Origin of the sequence: Tardiphaga sp. 841_E9_N1_2 (assembly GCF_051811065.1) — a bacterium.
In the GTDB taxonomy this organism is placed as follows: Bacteria; Pseudomonadota; Alphaproteobacteria; order Rhizobiales; family Xanthobacteraceae; genus Tardiphaga; species Tardiphaga robiniae.
Genome location: NZ_JBPWQC010000001.1, coordinates 3594530 through 3608450, shown reverse-complemented (window position 1 = coordinate 3608450; position 13921 = coordinate 3594530). Strand labels below are relative to the sequence as shown.

The 13921-nt window shown below is 63.7% G+C and carries 12 protein-coding genes; 6 read left to right on the top strand and 6 right to left on the bottom strand.

The features are described 5' to 3' along the window. Window positions 1-7: 7 nt before the first annotated feature. Both AB8A50_RS17355 and AB8A50_RS17350 read left to right on the top strand, forming a co-directional pair. Window positions 8-532 (top strand): Bug family tripartite tricarboxylate transporter substrate binding protein, encoded by a 525-nt coding sequence (locus AB8A50_RS17355; protein WP_439078423.1) that lies wholly within the window; start codon window positions 8-10, stop codon window positions 530-532. Beyond that, window positions 529-972: a Bug family tripartite tricarboxylate transporter substrate binding protein gene (locus tag AB8A50_RS17350; RefSeq protein WP_439078422.1), complete on the top strand. Its 444-nt coding sequence runs from the start codon at window positions 529-531 to the stop codon at window positions 970-972. Before AB8A50_RS17355 ends, AB8A50_RS17350 begins: the two co-directional genes overlap by 4 nt. A 52-nt stretch (window positions 973-1024) precedes the next feature. Here AB8A50_RS17350 and AB8A50_RS17345 read toward each other — a convergent pair whose 3' ends face one another. After that, a complete protein-coding gene (locus AB8A50_RS17345; RefSeq protein ID WP_439078421.1) occupies window positions 1025-1912 on the bottom strand; it encodes a TauD/TfdA dioxygenase family protein in 888 nt (295 codons plus the stop codon). 117 nt (window positions 1913-2029) lie between these two features. After that, entirely contained in the window at window positions 2030-2809 is a 780-nt protein-coding gene (locus AB8A50_RS17340) for an SDR family NAD(P)-dependent oxidoreductase (RefSeq protein ID WP_439078420.1), read from the bottom strand. Window positions 2810-2916: 107 nt separating this feature from the next. Between AB8A50_RS17340 and AB8A50_RS17335 the strand changes: the two genes are divergently transcribed. Both AB8A50_RS17335 and AB8A50_RS17330 read left to right on the top strand, forming a co-directional pair. Continuing rightward, a complete protein-coding gene (locus tag AB8A50_RS17335) occupies window positions 2917-3651 on the top strand; it encodes an SDR family NAD(P)-dependent oxidoreductase (RefSeq protein ID WP_439078419.1) in 735 nt (244 codons plus the stop codon). An 82-nt stretch (window positions 3652-3733) separates the two neighbouring features. Beyond that, entirely contained in the window at window positions 3734-4096 is a 363-nt protein-coding gene (locus tag AB8A50_RS17330; RefSeq protein ID WP_089266232.1) for a CsbD family protein, read from the top strand. A gap of 157 nt (window positions 4097-4253) precedes the next feature. Here AB8A50_RS17330 and AB8A50_RS17325 read toward each other — a convergent pair whose 3' ends face one another. After that, complete coding sequence (locus AB8A50_RS17325; protein ID WP_439078418.1) at window positions 4254-5942, bottom strand: SGNH/GDSL hydrolase family protein; 1689 nt, start codon at window positions 5940-5942, stop codon at window positions 4254-4256. A 248-nt stretch (window positions 5943-6190) separates the two neighbouring features. Between AB8A50_RS17325 and AB8A50_RS17320 the strand changes: the two genes are divergently transcribed. Beyond that, window positions 6191-6445, top strand: a complete 255-nt coding sequence (locus AB8A50_RS17320) for a PepSY domain-containing protein (protein ID WP_093757199.1) — start codon at window positions 6191-6193, stop codon at window positions 6443-6445. Between the two features lie 15 nt (window positions 6446-6460). Here the strand turns inward: AB8A50_RS17320 and AB8A50_RS17315 are convergent, their stop codons facing one another. Continuing rightward, window positions 6461-6841: a DUF930 domain-containing protein gene (locus AB8A50_RS17315; RefSeq protein WP_439078417.1), complete on the bottom strand. Its 381-nt coding sequence runs from the start codon at window positions 6839-6841 to the stop codon at window positions 6461-6463. A gap of 269 nt (window positions 6842-7110) precedes the next feature. Here AB8A50_RS17315 and AB8A50_RS17310 point away from each other — a divergent pair, with 269 nt between their 5' ends. Next, complete coding sequence (locus tag AB8A50_RS17310; protein ID WP_439078416.1) at window positions 7111-7434, top strand: endonuclease domain-containing protein; 324 nt, start codon at window positions 7111-7113, stop codon at window positions 7432-7434. 62 nt (window positions 7435-7496) lie between these two features. On the opposite strand, the gene AB8A50_RS17305 is transcribed toward AB8A50_RS17310, so the two are convergent. Both AB8A50_RS17305 and gltB read right to left on the bottom strand, forming a co-directional pair. Next, entirely contained in the window at window positions 7497-8954 is a 1458-nt protein-coding gene (locus tag AB8A50_RS17305) for a glutamate synthase subunit beta (RefSeq protein WP_231079153.1), read from the bottom strand. Window positions 8955-9100: 146 nt separating this feature from the next. Then, window positions 9101-13858, bottom strand: coding sequence for a glutamate synthase large subunit (gene gltB / locus AB8A50_RS17300; RefSeq protein ID WP_439078415.1), 4758 nt, complete (start codon window positions 13856-13858; stop codon window positions 9101-9103). Window positions 13859-13921: the final 63 nt, after the last annotated feature.

Here is a 13921-nt window from a genome sequence, read left to right as displayed (position 1 = left end):
ACTATCGATGTTGAACAGGCGCACGCTGCTGGCCGGATTGTCGGCAAGCCTTCTTCCATTTCAGGCCAAAGCGGCCTGGCCGGAACGGTCCATCACCCTGCTGCACGGTTTCGCGCCGGGCGGCGGCACCGACGCAACCTCGCGTGTGCTCGCCGAAGGTCTGTCGAAAATTCTCGGCCAGACCGTGGTGGTCGAAACCAAGCCCGGCGCCGGCACGACGCTCGCCGGGGCGCAGCTCGCCCGCTCGGCGCCTGACGGCTACACGATCTCGCTGATCACCGCGACCTATGGCGCGTCGTCGGCCTTCTACAAGAGCCTGCCTTACAAGCCGGTCGATGACCTCAAGGGTATCTGCCAGGTCTCCGAAGCGCCCTACATGTTCTCGTGTAATGCGGACGCGCCCTTCAAGAATCTCGCCGAGTTGATCGCTTCTGCAAAGAAGCAGCCGGACAAGCCGCTCACTTACGGCACGCCCGGTGTCGGCTCGGGCCCGCATCTGATCGTCGAGCAGATCGGGAGTTGGCCGGCGTGAAGTTTCAGCACATTCCGTTTCGCGGCGGCGCTCAGGCCGTTGTCGAAGTCCTCGCGGGGCGCATCGACTTCATGGTCGATCCGCCGATCTCGATGATCGAGCAGATCAAGGCCGGCAAGTTCCGCGCACTCGCGGTGACGACGGCTGAACGCTTCCCGTCTTTCCCCGATATTCCCACCGTGGCCGAAGCGGGCTTTCCCGGCTACGCCGCGCCGGGCTGGTACAGTCTCGTCGGCCCGATCGGGCTTCCCGATGACGTGGTGACAAAGCTGAATGCCGCGACGGTGACGCTGCTCAAGGATGAGGGCGTGAAGGAGCGGCTGCTGTCGCTCGGTAGCCAGGCTAAGGCCTCGCAGCCGAAGGAGGTGATCGATCTCCTTGCCTCCGACGTGAAGCGCTGGAGCGAAGTGCTGGAGAAGGCGAAGATCGAGCGGATCTAGAACGCACACAGGCGCGCCGCATCGTGCGGCGCGCCTGTCTTTGAACGGCAGGTTATTCCGCCGCCTGCTGCGCCACGGTCGGCGCATTGCCGGCGACTGTGGCCCGGCGCATGTCGCGCGGCTGCGACTGGTCGTAGCGGCGGACTCGATGCATGGTCTGGCGATTGTCCCACATCACGAGGTCATGCAGCGTCCATTTGTGGACATAGACGAATTGCGGCTGCGTGGCGTGCTCGTTGAGATCGCGCAGCAACACGCGGGCTTCGGGCACCGACATGCCCTGGATCGCGCCGGCATGCGACGACAGATACAGCGATTTGCGGCCATGCACCGGATGCATGCGCACCAGCCGCTGCAGCACCGGCTTGAACATCTCTTTCTCTTCGTCAGTGTAGTCGAGAAAACCGAGCGCGCCGCGCGAGGTCATCAGCGAATGTTCGCAGATCATGTCCTCGATCTCGGCCTTGGTGTCGTTATCAAGCGCATCATAGGCGGCGCGCATGTCAGCGAATTCGGTGTTGCCGCCCTTCGGATTGACCACGCGTGCCGACAGCAGCGAGAATTTCGCCGGAATGGGCCGGAAGGAGCTGTCCGAGTGCCACAGGCAGTTGCCCAGATTGAAGAGATGAGTGCGGCTGTCTTTTGGCAGCGGCTTGCCGTCCTTGCCGAGATTGGATACGTCGGCGAGCCCCGATGTGAGCCGGTAGTCTTCCTTCTTGGTGACGGAGCCGCCTTTTCGGTTCTCTCGCTCGCCGAAATTCTGCGCGAAAGCGAGTTGCTGTTCGTCGGTGATATCCTGCTTGGGGAATATCAGAACAGCGTAGTCATCCATGCCGCGCTCGATGGCAGCGGCGTCATCGGGGCTGATGGGCCTCGTCAGGTCGACGCCGGTCACTTCGCCGACGAACAAGGGATGCAGTTTGCGGATCGTCACGGGCATTGCAGATTTCCTCCGTGTGGAATGGTTGACCCATTCGATTGCGGCTTCCAGCGATGCCGTGCCGCTTGAGAAAAATGCTACGCCCCCAAAGTGCGAAGTCAACCGGTGTGAATGCCGTCACGCATTGCGTGCCATGAGGCCGCCGTCGACCGGGATCACCGCGCCTGTGATATAGGACGCGGCCGGCAGGCACAGGCTTAGCGTCATATGCGCGACTTCTTCCGGATCGCCGTAGCGGCGCAGCACCGTGCGGCGCTTGGCGAAGATCACCTTGTGCTCGTCGCTGATGCGTTCGGTGATCCCCGTCGTGATCGGGCCGGGACAGATGCAGTTTACCGTGATGCCGTCGCGGCCGAGTTCCACCGCCAGCGAGCGCGTGAGACCCGTGACACCGGCTTTTGCTGCGGAATAGGGACTGTGCAGTGCGGTGGCGCCGAGCGCTTCGGTGGACGCGATGTTGACGATCCGCGGCGAGGGCGATTTGCGCAAGTGAGGCAATGCGGCGCGGATGATGCGCTGGTGCGAGGTCAGCATCACGGCAATGGCGCGATCCCATGCGGCGTCATAGCCGTCCTGATCGATCGCGGTACTCACCGAGATGCCCGCATTGTTGACGATGATATCGAGGCTGCCGAAATGCGCGGCGACGTCACTGACCACTGTGCGAATCCGATCGGGATCGGCGACATCGAGGGTCCATGCGTGTGCGCTGCCGCCACCTGATGTGATCGCATCCGACACTGCCGCAATCCCGTCCGCCGAAATATCCGTGACGGCAACATTGGCGCCTTCGTCGCCGAACACGCGCGCCGTCGCGCGGCCCATGCCGCTTGCAGCGCCGGTGACGAGAACTGTGAGGCCGCGCACCGAGCGGCTGAGTTGTTTGTAATCCGACAAGGCATCCTCCGAATTGTGCGCCTTCATGATGAGGCTTGATTGAAGGCTTGCACCGATCGCCGGCGCGGTCAAACATGTGCCGATAAAATCAAGAAGGACGATCAGGGATGAACGAACTCGATTTCAGCGGTCAGCAGGTGCTCATCGTCGGAGGATCAAGCGGCATCGGCAACGGCATGGCGCAGGCATTTCGCGCGCGCGGTGCACGCGTGCATGTGTGCGGTACGCGCGCCAAGGCCAGCGACTACACGATCGATGAAGGTTCCGATCTCGACGGCCTCGGCTACAGCCAGCTCGATGTTGGCAACGCGTCGGCCATCGAGGCCTTCGATCCGAAGCTCGATCGGGTGGATGTGCTGATCCTCGCGCAGGGTGCTGTGATCTATCGCCGCGGTGAATTCGAAATGGATGGCTTCCGCAAGGTGATGGAAGTCAACCTGATCAGCCTGATGGGCTGCGCGACGAAATTTCACGCGCAACTGAAGGCCAGCAAGGGCCGATTGATCATTGTCAGTTCCACCGCGGCCTATCATGCGACCAAGGGAAACCCCTCCTACAATGCGTCGAAGACCGGCGCAGTTGGGCTCACGCGCACATTGGCGCAGGCGTGGTCGGAAGACGGCATCCGTGTCAACGGTATCGCGCCGGGGCTCGTTGACACCAAGATGACAAAGGTCACGACAGCGAATCCGAAGCGGCTGGAAGGCGCGATTGCCAGGATCCCGCTGCAGCGCCTCGGCACGCCTGCCGACATGGCCGGCGCCGCATTGTTCCTGGCGTCGCCGCTGTCATCCTATGTTTGCGGTCATACGCTGGTCGTCGATGGCGGTTTGATCCTTTAAATTGACGGCGTCTGCATCGCGGCGGAACCAGTACTGGCTTCAGGCATTACACCGGCGAGAATTTCCTCACGGAGTAATCGACATGGACAAGGACCGTATTGCGGGCGCAGCCAAGGATGCAGCTGGCAAGGTTGAAGGTGTGATCGGCCGAGCCACGGGCGATGAGCGGACTGAAGCCTCGGGCCGCGCGCGCGAAGCGACGGGCACCGTGCAGAATCTGTATGGCCAGGCCAAGGACGCCGTACGCGATGCATCGGACGCGGCCACCAGCTATGCCAAGGATGCACTCGACAGCGACGTCTATCGCGACGGCACCCAGGCGATCACCGACAAGGTCCGCGACAATCCGCTCGGCTCGCTGCTGATCGCAGGCGGTATCGGCTTTGCGCTGGCGATGCTGATGACGCGTCCGCCGCGCCGTCGTCCGAACCGTTTCGGTTATTGATAGCAGATCACGGCTGACATAGCGGACGCCGCAGAAGCGTCAGCAGCCGCATCCGAGAAAACGTCCAAGAAAATATCCAGAAGCAAAAATCCCTCAGCCCGCAAAGGCTGAGGGATTTTTTTGACTCTGAAATTTCGCGTCGGAATTTTTCGCGCTATTAACGCGTGAAGAAACCGGAGGGGGCGGAGGCGGCGGGCCCGACATTGGCTGGCGGGCGCGGTCCGGGTGCCTGGGCTGGGCGGGGGCGCTGGGGCGCCTGCTGGACGGGCGCGCGGCGCGGCGCATCGTCGAAGCCAAAGAAACTACCGAAGGATGACGGCGCTTCGGTGGCGATGACGGGCTTCGGCTTTTTCTTCGGTGTGGCCGGCGGCGCCATCACCGGAACGATGCCGTCCGGCCCGGTCGCCGCAGCGGTCGTGCCGCTCGTGCCTGATGTGGTCGGGGTGACTGCGGCCACAGGCACATCGCCCTTGGCCTGTTCGCGGCCGATCTCGCGGCGCGGCCAGGCGAAGTCGTCGGCGCGGCCGGCCGGCGCGGCGAGTGGCTCGCCTTTGACCAATACACGCGCGACCAGTGCATCGACACTCACCGGCTTCACGCCGGGGCCGCCGAGCAGTTGATCGGTGCCGACGGAGGAGGCGACCAGCGGCACGATAGGGCCGGCCAGCGGACGCGGCGCCGGCGCGCCGGGCACGGCATTGAGGTCCGGCGTCGCAGGCTCGCTCGGCAGCGCGATCGGCGCGGAGCGGCCGGAGAGCAGGCGGGTGATTTCGCGCTCGACGTAATGCGCCATCTTGCGGGCGCCGGCCTTGGTGAAATAGACGCCGTCGGCCGAACGCAGCCGGCGGATCTGGCCTTCGAAATCCGGGCCCTGCTGCAGGAAGCGGCCGGCCTCGTCGACGAAGCCGTCCCAGATATCGACATAGGTGATGCCGGCCTTGGTCGCGGCGTCGCGATAGAGATTGTCGAGATAGAGCATGTCGGCGGTCGCCTTGGTGCCGCGCACCGCGGGCAGGCCGACCCACAGCACGGGCACGCCCTTCGCCTTCACGACATTGATCATCTCCTCGATCTTCTTCGAGTAGAGCTCGCCCCAGCGCTCGTCGCGGAAATCGACCATGCCGCCGGTGCGCGCGCCGCGCTCGGTGACGATCGAGCCGGGATCGGGAATATCTGCATCGTCAGCCTCGGGCTCGGCCGGCTTGTCGCCGGGCTTCAGTTCGGCGGCGCTGTCCTTCTTCTCGTCCTTCTTGGCGCCCTTCTTCTCGGCGGCCTTGTCGGGCTCGCGGATTGCGACGCGGTCATTAAGCCCGAGCATGACGACAATGGCGTCGGGCTTCTCGGTGGCGAGAATGCCCTTGGCCGCCGCGGCCCAATCGGCGGGATCGCCCTTCGGCTGATAGCGCAGGAGGCCGGAGACGGTCTTGTGCTTGCGGATCACGCCCATGTCGGGCTGTTCGGCATAGGCGTCCTCGAGGCCGTAAGCGAGCCAGTCGGCCATGCTGTCGCCGAGCACCAGTACGTTGCGCTCGGCCGGGGCGTCGCGTTTTTCCGGCGATGGTGCGCGTGAATAGTCCTCGCGCGGAGCGGCCCGTTTCGGCGCCTGTTGTTGTTGGAACGGCGCGAAAAACGGGCTGTCATTGCCGCCGCCGAACCAGCCGAAGCCGCCACCGCCGCCTTGCGGCACATTGCGCTGCGGACGCGGAGGAGGTTGCTGCGGACCGCCGAAACCGAAGAACTGCGCGGAAGCCGGCGCCACGATGCCGATCAGGAGGCCCAGCGCGACGGCGAGCACCATCAGCGTGCCCTTTTCGGCACGCCAGTGATCGATCCGCCATCTCGGCATATTGGGCTTCTGTGACATGCGCCTCGACCGCAATCGCAGGGTCCGCAGACCCGGGTTCCCGCTCGACATACTACCGGATTCGGGCCGCAAGCGGGCAGCCGCGATCCCGCCATCAAGCGCCGCCCGGCGTTAACGTCAAGCAAATCCCGGAACTTTTAGCGGCAGGGTGAACGGCGAGGCCGCCACAAGGCCTGTGCCGAACAAAGCGGCAATCCCGGAGTTGTCGTGACAAATCAGGGAGGTTTGCCATGAAGTCACTGCTGCTCGCCGTTGCGCTCGTTTTCGCGCTGCCCTCATGGGCTTCCGCAGATACCCCGGGCAAGGACTGGATGACCGCACAGCAGGTCACCGAGAAGCTGCGCAGCTTGGGCTACACGGAGATCAGAGAGCTTGAGGCCGACGACGGCCATTGGGAAGCCGATGTCGTGAAGGACGGCCGGACCTTCGAGGTCCATGTCGATCCGCATAGCGGCGCGCTCACCAAGAACGAGCCCAAGCACTGACTCCGGCAGGCTAGTCTATTTCCACAGCCCCAAAGACTGCCATTTGGCGGGCGGAATGACCGTTCCTGTCTTGTAGGTGAAATCCAGCACCGTCTTGTGGTCCGGCGTCGCCTTGCAGGTGAAGGCGACCTGCATCCATTTGCCGCCCGCGCGATAGGCGCCGCCCTTGGCGATCAGCGTATTGCCGAGATGCTGCGGCGGCACCAGCGCGTCGGATTTGGCGCGCTCGACACGCGGGCCGCCCTTGCTGATCCGGCGCATCGCCTCGAAGTCGCAGACCTGCTCCAGCCGGGTCTTCGGATCGAGCTTGCCGAGGGCCGCCATGAAGCGGGCGTCGTTGGCATGGGCCAGGGGGACAAACGCCACAAGGCCGAGCGGAAGAAGCAGGAATTTCATGCGGGACGGGACAACACGTTTGGAAGGGTGAACCGGCGGGATGACATTCGCTTAGCGTGTCCGGAGGTTGCTGGCTACCCACTCTGGGATGCGCTGCGCGCCCGGTCGCGCTGTGCGAGTCCCGGTCATGAATGGGGTCGACGCGCGCACGCGCCGTCTGTCCCGCGCCGCCGCGCAAGTTGGCCTTCCGGTGGTCCCCTTTGATGTGAGGGGGATAGAGCGCCGAAAGGCGCAACTTTGTAGTGACGCCGCAGGAGTCGAAGCTGTGGGTGAAGCTGCGTGCGCTGAAGCCGCTCGGTTTTCACTTTCGACGGCAGGCGCCGACCAAGCACGTCATCGTGGACTTCGTGTCGTTTCGTGAGTGTCTGGTCATCGAAGTCGATGGCGGACAGCATAATTTCGATGAGGCGGCGCGTCGGGATGAAGCGCGGGATGCGTTCTTGCGCGGCGAGGGATTTCGCGTGATGCGGTTCTGGAATTTCGAGGTGGATCGGAATCTGGATGGCGTGATGGAGTCGATAATCGGAGCTCTGGGCTCCCCCCACCCGGCCGGCCTTACGGCCGTCCACCCTCCCCACAAGGGGGAGGGATAAGAAAAGAGCCGCGGCAACTGAGTTGCGCGGCTCTTGAAGCGTGGTGTTTGAAACTGCGGCCCTCACCTCGGCAGCGTCGTCGTCCCCATCAGCGCCTGATCGATGGCGCGGGCGCACAGGCGGCCTTCGCGGATCGCCCAGACCACCAGTGACTGGCCGCGGCGCATGTCGCCGGCGGAGAACACCTTGGGCAGCGAGGTCGCGAAATCGGTCGTCGGGGCGCGGACGTTGCCGCGCTGGTCGAGATCGACGCCGAGGGTCTTCAGCATGCCTTCGTGGACGGGATGGACGAAGCCCATGGCCAGCAGCACGAGATCGGCCTGCAGCGCAAATTCCGAGCCGGGGATCGGCTTGAACTTGTCGTCGACTTGCACGCAGTTCAGCTTGGTGACCTTGCCGTCTACGCCTTCGAAGCTTTGCGTCAGCACGGCGAATTCGCGCTTGGCGCCTTCGGCCTGGCTCGACGAGGTCCGCATCTTCAGCGGCCAGTTCGGCCAGGTCAGACCCTTGTTCTCCTGCTCGGGCGGAGCCGGCATGATTTCGAGCTGGGTCACCGACAGCGCGCCCTGACGCAGCGAGGTGCCGATGCAGTCGGAGCCGGTGTCGCCGCCGCCGATGACGACGACATGCTTGCCGCCGGCCAGGATCTCCTTGACGTCGCCGAGCGGCTCGTTGCCGACGCGGCGGTTCTGCTGCGGCAGGAAGTCCATCGCGAAATGGATGCCGTCGAATTCGCGGCCGGGGATCGGCAGGTCGCGGCCGTGCTCGGCGCCGCCGGTCAGCGCGATGGCTTCATATTCCTTGAGCAATTCGGCGGGGTCGATGGCGCCGGGTGATGTGCCGCCGACAGCCTTGCCGTAATGGAAGGTGACGCCTTCGCCTTCCATCTGCGCGACGCGGCGATCGATGATGTGCTTTTCCATCTTGAAGTCGGGAATGCCATAGCGCATCAACCCGCCGGCCTTGGCGAACTTCTCATAGACATGGACGTCGTGGCCGGCGCGCGCGAGCTGCTGTGCGCAGGCCATGCCGGCGGGACCGGCGCCGATCACGGCGACCTTGCGGCCGGTCTTCACAGCGGAGACCTGCGGCTTCAGCCAGCCATTGTCCCATGCCTTGTCGACGATGGCGCATTCGATGGTCTTGATGGTGACCGGGTTGTCATCGATGTTCAGCGTGCACGAGGCTTCGCACGGTGCCGGACAGATGCGGCCGGTGAATTCCGGGAAGTTGTTGGTCGAGTGCAGGTTGCGCGAGGCTTCTTCCCAGTTGCCGCTATAGACGAGGTCGTTCCAGTCCGGGATCTGGTTGTTGACCGGGCAGCCGGGCGTGCCGGGCTGAACCGAGCCGGTGCCGTGGCAATAGGGAATGCCGCAATTCATGCAGCGCGCGGCCTGATCGCGGGTGTCTTTCTCACTGAGCGGAATGACGAACTCGTTATAGCCCTTCAGGCGCTCGGCAACCGGCGCATACTTGCGGTCGTGACGATCGATTTCCAGAAAACCCGTGATCTTGCCCATTACAACTGACGCCTCTGAACTCTTAAGTTCCAAATTCCGTCCTCATCCTGAGGAGCGGCCACTTGGCCGCGTCTCGAAGGATGCGTGATTTGTCCCTCATGGTTCGAGACGGCGCTGCGCGCCTCCTCACCATGAGGGCCTTTTCCTTACGCGCCGATCGCGATCTGCGGTTCGGCCTCGGCGCTTTTCGCTTTCAACTCGCGCAGCGCGCGGCGGTACTCGACCGGCATCACCTTGCGGAATTTCGGCAGCCAGGTTTTCCAGTCCGCGAGGATCATCGCAGCCTTGGCCGAGCCGGCATATTTCGCGTGACGTGTGATCAGCACATGCAGGCGCTCGATGTCGCTATCGAGCAAGTTGGCGAATACGTCCACCTTGCCATGGGCTTCGAGATCGCCGGAGTGGTGATAGGTGTTCTCGGCGATCATCTCTTCCGAGAGGACCGGTTCGAGTTCGACCATCGCCATGTTGCACAGCTTCGGGAAGTCGCCGGTTTCGTCGAGCACATAAGCCACGCCGCCGGACATGCCGGCCGCGAAGTTACGGCCGGTCTTGCCCAGCACCACGACGATGCCGCCGGTCATGTATTCGCAGCAGTGATCGCCGGCGCCTTCGACGACGGCCACGGCACCCGAGTTACGCACGGCGAAACGCTCGCCGGCGACGCCGCGGAAGTAGCACTCGCCCTCGATCGCGCCATACATCACGGTGTTGCCGACGATGATGGACTCTTCGGGCACGATGGCGGAGTGAGCCGGCGGGCGCACGATGATCTTGCCGCCCGAGAGGCCCTTGCCGACATAGTCGTTGCCTTCACCTTCGAGATCGAAGGTGATGCCCTTGCACAGCCAGGCGCCGAAGGCCTGACCGGCGGTGCCCTTCAGCGACACCTTGATGGTGTCGTCGGGCAAGCCGGCATGGCCATAGATCTTGGCCACCGAGCCCGCCAGCATGGCGCCGGCCGAACGGTTGGTGCTGTTGATCTTGGTGTCGATCTTCACCGGCGCACCGCGGTCGAGCGCGGGCTGCGCCTGCCTGATCAACTCGCGATCGAGCACGGCTTCGAGGTGATGGTCCTGATCCTCGGTGTGATAGATCTTCTGGCCGGGCAGTTCGGGCTGGCGCACGAACAGCTTGGAGAAGTCGAGACCCTTGGCCTTCCAGTGCGATACAAGGGCCGACTGGTCCAGCATCTGCACCTGGCCGACCATCTCGTCGAAGTTGCGATAGCCGAGCTGGGCCATGATCTCGCGGACTTCCTCGGCGACGAAGAAGAAGTAGTTGATGACGTGCTCGGGCTGGCCGGTGAAGCGCTTGCGCAGCACCGGATCCTGGGTGGCGACGCCGACCGGGCAGGTGTTGAGATGGCACTTGCGCATCATGATGCAGCCGGCCGCGATGAGCGGCGCGGTGGCGAAGCCGAATTCGTCGGCGCCGAGGAGCGCGCCGATGACGACGTCGCGGCCGGTGCGGAAGCCGCCGTCGACCTGGACAATGATGCGGCTACGCAGCCGTTCGCGCACGAGGGTCTGATGGGTTTCGGCAAGACCGATTTCCCATGGCGAACCCGCATGCTTGATCGAGGTCAGCGGCGATGCGCCGGTGCCGCCTTCGAAGCCGGCGATGGTCACATGGTCCGCGCGTGCCTTGGCGACGCCCGCGGCAACCGTGCCGACGCCGATTTCCGACACCAGCTTGACCGAGACCTGGCCCGTCGGATTGACGTTCTTGAGGTCGTAGATCAGCTGCGCGATGTCTTCGATCGAATAGATGTCGTGATGCGGCGGCGGCGAAATGAGACCGACGCCCGGGGTCGAGTGGCGCACGGCGGCAATCGTCGCGTCGACCTTGTGGCCGGGCAACTGACCGCCTTCGCCGGGCTTCGCGCCCTGCGCCATCTTGATCTGCATCATGTCGGAATTGACGAGATATTCCGTGGTGACGCCGAAACGTCCCGACGCGACCTGCTTGATCGCCGAACGCATGCTGTCGCCATTCGGCATCGGCTTGTAGCGATCCGACTCCTCGCCGCCTTCGCCGGTGTTCGACTTGCCGCCGATCCGGTTCATGGCAATGGCCAGCGTCGTATGCGCCTCGCGCGAGATCGAGCCGTAGGACATGGCGCCGGTCGCAAAGCGCTTGACGATGTCCGCGGCGGATTCGACTTCGTCGAGTGGCACAGGCTTGCGCTTCTCGTCTTCGGCCGTCTTGATCTTGAACAGACCGCGCAGCGTCAGCAGACGCTCGGACTGTTCGTTGAGGATCTTGGCAAAGGCCTTGTAGCGATCCTGCGAGTTGCCGCGCACCGCATGCTGCAGCAGCGATACCGACTCGGCGTTCCACGCATGGTCTTCACCACGGCTGCGATAAGCGTATTCGCCGCCGACATCGAGCGCGGTCTTGTAGATCTGGATTTCGCCGAACGCCTCGTTGTGGCGGCGCACGGTTTCCTCGGCGATTTCGGCGAGGCCGACGCCTTCGATCTTGGTGTGGGTGCCCGTGAAGTACTTGGTGACGAATTCCTGACGCAGGCCGACGGCGTCGAAGATCTGCGCGCCGCAATAGGACTGGTAGGTCGAGATGCCCATCTTCGACATGACCTTGAGCAGGCCCTTGCCGATCGACTTGATGAAGCGCTTGACGATTTCGTAGTCGTCGAGCTGCACCGGCAGCCGGTCCTTCATGGCGATGATGGATTCGAAGGCCAGATATGGATTGATCGCTTCCGCGCCATAGCCGGCGAGGCAGGCGAAGTGATGCACTTCGCGCGGTTCGCCGGATTCGACGACCAGGCCCACCGAGGTGCGTAGGCCGGTGCGGATCAGGTGGTGATGCACGGAAGCGCAGGCCAGCAGCGACGGGATCGGAATGCGATCCGAGCCGGCCATGCGATCGGACAGGATGATGATGTTGACGCCTTCGCGCACCGCAGCTTCGGCGCGGGCGCACAGTTCATCCAGCACCTGCTCCATGCCTGCCGCGCCGAAACCGGCATGGAAGGTGGTGTCGAGGGTGCGCGAGACGAAGTGCGACTCGGCGACATCGGTGATCGAGCGGATTTTTTCGAGATCCTGGTCGGTCAGGATCGGCTGGCGCACTTCGAGACGCTTGGTGGTGGCGACGCCCTGCAGGTCGAACAGGTTCGGCCGCGGTCCGATGATCGAGACGAGGCTCATGACGAGCTCTTCGCGGATCGGATCGATCGGCGGGTTGGTGACCTGCGCGAAGTTCTGCTTGAAATAGGTGAACAGCGGCTTCGGCTTGCTCGACAGCGCCGAGATCGGCGTGTCGGTGCCCATGGAACCCGACGCTTCCTCGCCCTGCGACGCCATCGGCGTCAGCAGGATGGTGACGTCTTCCTGGGTGTAGCCGAAGGCCTGCTGGCGATCGAGCAGCGGCAGGTTGGAGCGCTGGCCCTTGGCCGCCGCGTCCGGGAGTTCTTCCAGAACGATCTGGGTGTGTTCAAGCCACTCGCTATAGGGATGACTTGCGGCCAGCGTCGCCTTGATCTCGTCGTCGGGGATCAGACGGCCCTGGACGAGGTCGACCAGCAGCATCTTGCCTGGCTGCAGACGCCACTTGGTGATGATGTCTTCTTCCGGAATCGCCAGCACGCCCATTTCGGACGCCATCACGATGCGGTCGTCCTTGGTGACGAGATAACGTGCGGGGCGCAGACCGTTACGGTCCAGCGTCGCGCCGATCTGGCGACCGTCGGTGAAAGCAAGCGCAGCAGGACCGTCCCACGGCTCCATCATCGCGGCGTGATATTCGTAGAAGGCGCGGCGCTGCTCATCCATCAGGGGATTGCCGGCCCAGGCTTCCGGAATCATCATCATCACGGCGTGGGGCAGCGAGTAGCCGCCCTGCACCAGGAATTCGAGCGCGTTGTCGAAGCAGGCGGTGTCCGACTGGCCTTCATAGGAGATCGGCCACAGACGGCTGATGTCCTTGCCATACAGTTCGGACTCGATCGACGCCTGACGCGCCGCCATCCAGTTGACGTTGCCGCGCAGCGTGTTGATTTCGCCGTTATGCGCGACCATGCGGTAGGGATGCGCCAGCGACCAGGTCGGGAAGGTGTTGGTCGAGAAGCGCTGATGCACGAGTGCCAGCGCGCTTTCGAAATCCTCTTCGTGCAGGTCGGCATAGTAGCTGCCGAGCTGGTCGGCGAGGAACATGCCCTTGTAGATGATCGTGCGACACGACATCGAGCACGGATAGTAGCCGGCAAGGCCGCGCTCGCGGCGCTGATAGATCGCCTGCGAGATCGACTTGCGGAGAATGTACAGACGACGTTCGAATTCGTCCTCGTCGGCGATCTTGGCTTTGCCGATGCCGATGAAGACCTGCATGTTGGCAGGCTCGGTCGGCTTCACGCTTTCGCCGAGCGAGGCGTTGTCGGTCGGCACGTCACGCCAGCCGAGCAGCTTCAGGCCTTCGGCCTTGATCTGGTCGCCGATGATGCCCTGAATGACTTTCCGCCACGCGGTATCACGCGGCATGAACAGCGCGCCGATGGCGTATTGGCCAGGCTCCGGCAGGCTGAAGCCGAGTTCCGCCGTCTTGCGGACGAAGAACTTGTGCGGGATCTGCACCAGAATACCGGCGCCGTCGCCAAAGCGCGGATCTGCGCCGGTCGCACCACGGTGCTCGAGGTTGCAGAGGATGCTGATCGCGTCAGACACGATCTGATGCGACTTGCGGCCCTTGATGTTGGCGATGAAGCCGACGCCGCAGGCGTCCTTTTCCTGCGACGGGTCATAGAGGCCCAGCGCCGGCGGACGATAGGTATGGAGTTCCGGTTTGATGGCGGTGTCTTTCACGTTAGCCGATTTGATAGCCGGGGCCGCCGAATGCGTGCCGGTTTCGATCAATTGGCGCTCGTGCTCTGATCCGCTCATCTTCGTCCTCTCAACCCCCGTCGGGGTTCTGCCACCCTTGTCGGCGCACCTTTGACGCTCGCG

Bases quoted from the DNA above. Each gene is read 5' to 3' on its own strand.
- AB8A50_RS17355 (WP_439078423.1), top strand. From the start codon at position 8: ATGTTGAACAGGCGCACGCTGCTGGCCGGATTGTCGGCAAGCCTTCTT.
- AB8A50_RS17345 (WP_439078421.1), bottom strand. From the start codon at position 1,912: ATGCCCGTGACGATCCGCAAACTGCATCCCTTGTTCGTCGGCGAAGTG.
- AB8A50_RS17335 (WP_439078419.1), top strand. From the start codon at position 2,917: ATGAACGAACTCGATTTCAGCGGTCAGCAGGTGCTCATCGTCGGAGGA.
- AB8A50_RS17330 (WP_089266232.1), top strand. From the start codon at position 3,734: ATGGACAAGGACCGTATTGCGGGCGCAGCCAAGGATGCAGCTGGCAAG.
- AB8A50_RS17325 (WP_439078418.1), bottom strand. From the start codon at position 5,942: ATGCCGAGATGGCGGATCGATCACTGGCGTGCCGAAAAGGGCACGCTG.
- AB8A50_RS17320 (WP_093757199.1), top strand. From the start codon at position 6,191: ATGAAGTCACTGCTGCTCGCCGTTGCGCTCGTTTTCGCGCTGCCCTCA.
- AB8A50_RS17315 (WP_439078417.1), bottom strand. From the start codon at position 6,841: ATGAAATTCCTGCTTCTTCCGCTCGGCCTTGTGGCGTTTGTCCCCCTG.
- AB8A50_RS17305 (WP_231079153.1), bottom strand. From the start codon at position 8,954: ATGGGCAAGATCACGGGTTTTCTGGAAATCGATCGTCACGACCGCAAG.
- gltB (WP_439078415.1), bottom strand. From the start codon at position 13,858: ATGAGCGGATCAGAGCACGAGCGCCAATTGATCGAAACCGGCACGCAT.